Raw genomic sequence first — 7,036 nt, 5'->3', positions numbered from 1 at the left:
TCCCGCCCCTACTTGCCCCCCGATCTTGCAGTTTCGGCCCTCATCGTGCCCGATTCATGCCGTTATCGGGGGACCGAAAGTGCAAGATCGGCGCGGGTGGAGGTGCAGGCGTGGGCCGGAGATCCTCGTTCGGCGGGTCGCTGCGACGAGGCTTCCGTCAGGCGAGACTCGCGTTCCGCGTGGTGGGATTTGCGGAGATCTTGGTAGGAAATGGCCCCTATGAGGGCCGTTTGGTACCAAGATCTCGCCGGGAGTCGGGAGACTGTGCCCGCTCACAGACCGCGCGGGTGGCCGCAGCGTCGAGCCGGGTCGTGGAGGCGGCGACCGGGCTCAGAGGACGTCGAGGACGAGGCACAGCCAGGTGCCTCGGCGGCGTTCCAGGCGTATCGCCACCGCCCAGCTCGCGCCGCCGGCGCCGGCGAACACGGCAGTGGCCTCGACCGCGCCCGCACGCGGTTCGCACACCCGCAGGCGCCGTAGCAGCAGCGCCGGCCGGGCGGTGCGGCGGCGGACCGGCGTCACCCGGCGGGCCGCGCGGGTCAGCTCGGCGGCCACCGGGCCGGCCGACTCGGGCAGGCAGAGCGGCCGGAGCTGACCGGGTGGCCGGAAGCCGTTGACGATCTCCAGGAAGGTACGCACGAACAGGTGCGCGGCCCGCGCTCCCTCGGGTGTGGCGGAGGCGAGGGCTGACGCCTGCGCACCGGACCAACGGGGCCAGGCGGGTGCCGCGTCGGGGGCGCGGCCGGCGGGGCGTGCGGTGGAACGGCGGCGCGGGTCGGCCAGGTCGAGCGTGAGCTGACCGACGGGACTCCAGAGCGGTTCCTCGTCGGTGCACGGCGGGTCGAGCGGCGGGGCGGGCCGGAGACGGACCGGCGGGCGGGGTGCGCGGGGACGGCGGGTGTCAACCATCTCGAATCCTTGCGTTTGCCTTCGTTTGCCTCCGACAGGCTCTCATCTTCCCGGACGCGGGCGACCGTCGTCAATGGCAGGCGGTCCCCGGGCGGTCACTCCTCGTCGCGCTCGCCGAGCGGGTTGCCGCGTACCCATTCGGCCGTCTCGGCGTACTTGCGCTCGATGTATTCCTCCAGCCGGGCGCGCTCGACCCGCCACTGACCCCGGCCACCGATCTTGATCGCGGGCAGTTCGCCGCTGCGGACCATGTGGTAGACCTGCGAGTCCGACACGTTCAGCTCGGCGGCGACGTCGGACAGCAGCAGGAACCTCGACTCCACGGTGCGACTCCCGGGGTTGGTTGCGTTTGCTTCAGTTTGCCATCACCAGGTGACATCGCCACGTGCCCGTTCGGGAGACACACCGGCGGGAGACTTCACCCGCGCGGGTGCCGGGTGTATGACGGTCTCGGCGTACGGCATGATCGGCGCCCGGAGTCGGCGTCCGCCGGCGATCGGCCTGAGTGTGGGAGTGACCGGTGACCGACGAGCTTGTCCGGGTGTACCTGCCGGCGACCGTTCCCATGCTCGCCCGGCTGCGCGAGGAGGGGCTGAGCGCCGAGGCGGCGCACGCCGTGACCCCGGAGCTGCGCGAGTGGTACGCCGAGGGTGACGAGGAGGAGCTGGAGTACGTGGCCTTCACCCGGGCCGCCCAGGATGCGCTGCTCCTGCTCCGGCACGACCCCGCCGCTCCCCGGCGACGGGTGGTGGTCTCGGCCGACCTGCCGGCCCGTGCGGTCGAGCGGGTCGGCGGCGAGCTGGGGTCGAGCGTGGTCCGGCCGGCCGGGCCGGTGCCGGTGAAGTCGGTCGCCGCGCTGCACGTGGACGGCGCGGACGCGGTCGAGGACGTGGCCGCCGCCGTCGCCGTGGTGGTGGAGGCCCAGGCCGGCGACCCGGACGCCCAGTTCACCGTCGACGGCGCCGAGGACCACGAACTGGAGTGGTACGACGTGACCGAGCTGGACCTGCTGCTGCGCGAGGCGGGCTGACCGGGCCGGTTCAGGCCGCCGGCTCGTCCTCGTCGTCGTCCACCGGGCGCGGCCCGAGCGTGCGCCCGAAGACGATGAGCGTGGTCAGCGCGCCCACGAAGAGCACCCAGATCCCGTTGTCGACCCGCGAGGTGCCCAGCGCGGTCTGTGCCACCTCGTCGGCCTCGCTGAGCGCGGCGGCCAGGTCGAGCAACCCACGGCCGCCGATCCGGATGATCACCTCGGTGAGCAGCAGGAGCAGGCCGGCGCCCGCCCCGGCGACCAGGTAGGCCGGCCAGCGCAGCGGCGACGCGGCGCCGTCGCGGCGCTCCGCCCGGCGCCGGGACCAGGTCAGATAGAGGTACGCGGCCAGTCCGGCGAGCAGCCCGGCGAGCAGCGACTCGGTACGCGAGACCCACTTCGCGGCGTCGAGCACCGACTGCTGGGTCTCCCCGGCGCCGAACAGGTCGGAGAGCGGGTCGCGGGCGCGGCTGAACAGCACCACGAAGATCTGCGCGGTGAGCGTGGCGAGCGTGATCGCCCCCACCACCCGGGCCTGGCGCGCGCCGGCCATCGCCCCGCCGATGATCGCTGCCGCCGCCGCGGTTCCGGCGATGGTGTTCGTGGTGGCGTTGTCCGCGTACGTCAGGTTGATCGCCACCGCGGTGACGAGCCCGACCAGGAGGCCGGTGCCGACGGCGGCCAGGAAGCGCAGCGTGGCGAGGCCCAGCCGGTTCGTCGCGAGCAGGGCCATTGTGGCGCCGGTGACCAGCGCGGCGGTGATGACGCCTGGTAGCGCGTACGCGGAGAGGCTGATCGCGGTGACGCCGGCCGCCGTGGAATGGATCGCCTCGCGGGTGGACCAGAGCATGGCGGCCAGCCACCCGACCGAGAGCAGGGCGAGCACGATCGCGCCCGGCGCGAACTCGGGCCGTCCGCCGGTGACGATGCCCTCGTCCCCATGCGCGGGGCCGACTGCGTCCTCGCCCGTCGGAGCCTCGCCCGCCGGTGCCTCGGCCAACGGTGCCTCTCCGGAGGACGCCTTGACGGAGGACGCCTTGACGGAGGACGTCTCGACGGTGGCCCCGTCGCCCGTGGTCGGCCCGACGGCCTCGGGCTGATCCGTCTCCGCGGCCGTGGAGCTGCCGGGCTGGTTGCTCATCGTCTTCCCTTCGACGGTCACCGGATGTCCCCGCGCCGGGCCGGGCAGGTCACCGGTCATCCAGCGTACGCGGCGCATCACCACTCCTCGGGCGGGCCGTGTGCCGTCTGCGCCTTGATCGACTGCAGTACGCCGATGTGGTGGCATCCGGAGGGCTCGGATACCGCCGTTTCCCCGAGGTGGAGTGGATCAACGGTTGAGTAAGCGCCGAAGAATCGTCGACGAACGGGGTTGCGATCCGATGTTTCGTCGGATGTGGGTGAGTTGAGCCGACGGTCCCGAGATGATCCGGCTGTTCGGTGTAGCGGGGAGGCGCGGCCCGCGGGGGCGTCTCGTGACAGAATCGGGCCAGGTCCCGCCGCCGCTGACCCCGCGGTGTCCGGCGTCCGGCCGCCGGCCGGCGCCCGCGGGTCCGGTTTCGCCGTCGTCGTCGAGATCGCCAGGAGCCTGTGATGGACGCCGTGTTCTCCGTACCCGAGCCGCTCAACGAGCCGGTACACACCTACGAGCCCGGCAGCGCCGACCGGGAACGGCTCCAGCGACGGCTGGCCGAACTGGCCGCCGAGCGGATCGAGCTGCCGATGACGATCGCCGGCGAGCGCCGGATGGCCGGCGGCGCCTCGATCGACGTGGTGCAGCCGCACAAGCACGCGCACGTCCTCGGCGTCACCGGGCACGCCACCCACGACGACGCCCGAGCCGCGGTCCAGGCCGCCAAGGACGCCGCTCCGATGTGGCGGGCGCTGCCGTTCGAGGAGCGGGCCGCCATCTTCCTGCGCGCCGCCGACCTGCTCGCCGGCCCCTGGCGGGACACGCTCAACGCGGCCACCATGCTCGGCCAGTCCAAGACCGCCGTCCAGGCCGAGATCGACTCGGCCTGCGAGCTGATCGACTTCCTCCGGTTCAACGTGCACTTCGCCCGGCGGCTCCTGGCCGAGCAGCCGCTGTCCTCGCCCGGGGTCTGGAACCGCCTCGACCACCGGCCGCTGGAGGGGTTCGTCTACGCGATCACCCCGTTCAACTTCACCGCGATCGCCGGCAACCTGCCGTCCGCGCCGGCCATGCTCGGCAACACTGTGGTCTGGAAGCCGTCCCCGACGCAGCAGTTCGCGGCGCACTTCACCATGCGCCTGTTCGAGGCCGCCGGCCTGCCGCCCGGCGTGATCAACATGGTCACCGGGCGCGGCGAGGAGGTCTCCGAGGTGGTGCTGGCCGACCCGGACCTCGCCGGCATCCACTTCACCGGCTCGACGAAGGTGTTCCAGCACCTGTGGAAGACCGTCGGCGACAACATCGCCGGCTACCGGGGCTACCCCCGGCTGGTCGGTGAGACCGGCGGCAAGGACTTCGTGGTCGCGCACTCCAGCGCCGACGTGGACGCGCTGCACACCGCGCTGATCCGGGGCGCCTACGAGTACCAGGGCCAGAAGTGCTCGGCCGCCTCGCGGGCGTACGTCCCGCGGTCGATCTGGGAGGGTGGGCTGCGCGACCGGCTCGCCGCCACCGCCGACTCGCTGACCTACGGCGACGTGACCGACTTCAGCAACTTCGGCGGCGCGGTGATCGACGACAAGGCGTTCGGCCGGCACACCGCCGCGCTGGAGCTGATCAAGGGCGACGACTCCTGCCGGATCCTGGCCGGCGGCACCGCCGACGACTCGGTCGGCTACTTCGTCCGGCCGACGCTGTTCGAGTGCTCCGACGCCGCGCACGAGACGTTCACCACCGAGTACTTCGGGCCGATCCTCGGCGTGCACGTCTTCGACGACGCCCGCTTCGACGAGGTGGTCACCCAGGCCGAGTCGATCGCGCCGTACGCGCTGACCGGGTCGATCTTCGCGACCGACCGCCGGTTGGTCGACCAGGTGGCGGAGAAGATGCGGTACGCCGCCGGCAACTTCTACATCAACGACAAGCCGACCGGCGCGGTGGTCGGGCAGCAGCCGTTCGGCGGCGCCCGGGCCAGCGGCACCAACGACAAGGCGGGTTCCTGGCACAACCTGGTCCGCTGGATGTCGCCGCGGACGATCAAGGAGACCTTCGTTCCGCCGACCGATCACGCCTACCCGCACATGGGCTGAGACGCTCGCCAGAGGGCCCGTCCCGGCCGGGGCGGGCCCTCTTCCTCATCCGACAGTGCACATCGGACCCGTCATCGGGTGCCGAAATGAGCAAATCCTGGACGCCAGAGCCGACAAAGTGGCAGCTTAGAGGGCATGGCGGAATCCGGAGTCAACCCGACGGCAGCAGCTCTGCTCGGTCTGCTGCACGACGGCCCGATGACTGGCGGCCAGTTGATGGCCGCCGCTGAGCGCCGGCTGGCGCCGTACTGGTCGATGACCCGCAGTCAGGTCTACCGGGAGCTGCCGGTCCTGGCCGAGAAGGGTCTGGTGCGTCTCGGCAAGCCCGGGCCGCGGATGAGCCAGCCGTACGCGCTGACGGCGGCCGGGAAACGGACATTCTCCCGCTGGCTGGCGGAGAATCCCGGCAAGGACACCATCCGTAACCCGATAGCGCTACGGATCGCGTTCGGTGACCTGCACTCGTCGAGCCAGCTCAAGAACCTGTACGCGACGGCGAACGAGTACCACACCGAGGCCCTGGCGGCGGTGCGGGAGCAGGTCAAGAACGCCAAGAAGGAAGGCGACAGCTACGACGCCAGCGCGCTGGAGTTCGCCGTCGCCTACCACAAGGCGGCGCTGTCCTGGCTGAAGACCGCGCCGGTCGGCTGACCACCTGCAACAGGTTGACGGAACGACGCAGCAGTCTTTTCGCGCGTGACTGCGGGGCTCGCAAGCTCACTCCTCACACGCGCAGTAGTCTTGTCTGTCGTGACCGCTGCCGATTACGCCGAACAGCTCAAGGATCTCGACGCCACGCTGCGCAACATCGAGGCTGTGCTCGACCTCGACAAGCTGCGCGAGCAGAAGGCCCGGCTGGAGCAGGAGGCCTCCGCCCCCGACCTCTGGGACGACCAGGCCAAGGCGCAGCAGGTGACGTCGCAGCTGTCGTACGTCAACGGCGAGATCACCAAGCTCGGTGACCTGCGCTCCCGGCTCGACGACGCCGGGGTGCTGCTGGAACTCGCCCAGGCCGAGGACGACCCGGGCGCGCTGACCGAGGTCGAGTCGGAGATCACCGGGCTCACCAAGGCCATCCAGGAGATGGAGGTCCGCACGCTGCTCTCCGGCGAGTACGACTCGCGGGAGGCGCTCGTCGCGATCCGGGCCGGCGCCGGTGGCGTGGACGCCGCCGACTTCGCCGAGATGCTGCTGCGGATGTACCTGCGCTGGGCCGAGCGGCACGGCTACCCGACCGAGGTCTACGAGACCTCGTACGCCGAGGAGGCGGGCCTGAAGTCGGCCACCTTCACGGTGAAGGTGCCCTACGCCTACGGCACGCTCAGCGTGGAGTCCGGCACGCACCGGCTGGTGCGGATCAGCCCGTTCGACAACCAGGGCCGTCGGCAGACCAGCTTCGCCGGGGTCGAGGTGCTGCCGGTCACCGAGCAGACCGACCACATCGACATCCCGGAGAACGAGGTCCGGGTGGACGTCTACCGGTCGTCCGGGCCGGGCGGGCAGAGCGTCAACACCACCGACTCGGCGGTGCGGCTGACCCACATCCCCACCGGCATCGTGGTGACCTGCCAGAACGAGAAGTCCCAGCTGCAGAACAAGGCCTCCGCGATGCGGGTGCTCCAGGCCCGGCTGCTGGAGCGCAAGCGGCAGGAGGAGGAGGAGAAGCTGGCCGGCCTGAAGACCGGCAGCACCAGCTCCTGGGGCGACCAGATGCGCTCGTACGTCCTGCACCCGTATCAGATGGTGAAGGATCTGCGTACCGAACAGGAGACGGGCAATCCGTCCTCGGTCTTCGACGGTGACCTGGACAGCTTCATCGAGGCGGGAATCCGCTGGCGGAAGCAGCAGCAGCTCAGCGCTGACAGTGCGTGATCA

The 7,036-nt window shown here is 71.1% G+C and carries 7 protein-coding genes; 4 read left to right on the top strand and 3 right to left on the bottom strand.

The genetic code is table 11. From position 1 onward, the window contains the following. Nucleotides 1–330 precede the first annotated feature (330 nt). Together ACPCK6_RS24340 and ACPCK6_RS24335 are read right to left on the bottom strand one after the other, a co-directional pair. Nucleotides 331–909, bottom strand: a complete 579-nt coding sequence (locus tag ACPCK6_RS24340) for an Rv3235 family protein (protein ID WP_423482324.1) — start codon at nucleotides 907–909, stop codon at nucleotides 331–333. A 95-nt stretch (nucleotides 910–1,004) separates the two neighbouring features. Beyond that, the gene (locus ACPCK6_RS24335) at nucleotides 1,005–1,232 is read right to left on the bottom strand and encodes a helix-turn-helix domain-containing protein (protein WP_013474124.1); all 228 of its coding nucleotides are present in this window, start codon (nucleotides 1,230–1,232) and stop codon (nucleotides 1,005–1,007) included. A 197-nt stretch (nucleotides 1,233–1,429) separates the two neighbouring features. Between ACPCK6_RS24335 and ACPCK6_RS24330 the strand changes: the two genes are divergently transcribed. Continuing rightward, nucleotides 1,430–1,939, top strand: a complete 510-nt coding sequence (locus ACPCK6_RS24330; protein WP_423482323.1) for a DUF6912 family protein — start codon at nucleotides 1,430–1,432, stop codon at nucleotides 1,937–1,939. A gap of 10 nt (nucleotides 1,940–1,949) precedes the next feature. Here the strand turns inward: ACPCK6_RS24330 and ACPCK6_RS24325 are convergent, their stop codons facing one another. Then, entirely contained in the window at nucleotides 1,950–3,080 is a 1,131-nt protein-coding gene (locus tag ACPCK6_RS24325; protein WP_423482325.1) for a hypothetical protein, read from the bottom strand. A 452-nt stretch (nucleotides 3,081–3,532) separates the two neighbouring features. Here ACPCK6_RS24325 and pruA point away from each other — a divergent pair, with 452 nt between their 5' ends. The 3 genes from pruA (at nucleotide 3,533) to prfB (ending at nucleotide 7,033) form a co-directional block, all read left to right on the top strand. Then, a complete protein-coding gene (gene pruA / locus ACPCK6_RS24320; RefSeq protein WP_423482322.1) occupies nucleotides 3,533–5,161 on the top strand; it encodes an L-glutamate gamma-semialdehyde dehydrogenase in 1,629 nt (542 codons plus the stop codon). Between the two features lie 135 nt (nucleotides 5,162–5,296). Beyond that, the gene (locus tag ACPCK6_RS24315) at nucleotides 5,297–5,812 is read left to right on the top strand and encodes a PadR family transcriptional regulator (protein ID WP_013284223.1); all 516 of its coding nucleotides are present in this window, start codon (nucleotides 5,297–5,299) and stop codon (nucleotides 5,810–5,812) included. Between the two features lie 99 nt (nucleotides 5,813–5,911). After that, nucleotides 5,912–7,033, top strand: coding sequence for a peptide chain release factor 2 (prfB, locus tag ACPCK6_RS24310; protein WP_013284224.1), 1,122 nt, complete (start codon nucleotides 5,912–5,914; stop codon nucleotides 7,031–7,033). Nucleotides 7,034–7,036 lie beyond the last annotated feature (3 nt).

Origin of the sequence: Micromonospora sp. AB353, from assembly GCF_049538395.1 — a bacterium.
Lineage (GTDB): Bacteria > Actinomycetota > Actinomycetes > Mycobacteriales > Micromonosporaceae > Micromonospora > Micromonospora aurantiaca.
This window is presented reverse-complemented; position numbering and strand designations above follow the sequence as displayed.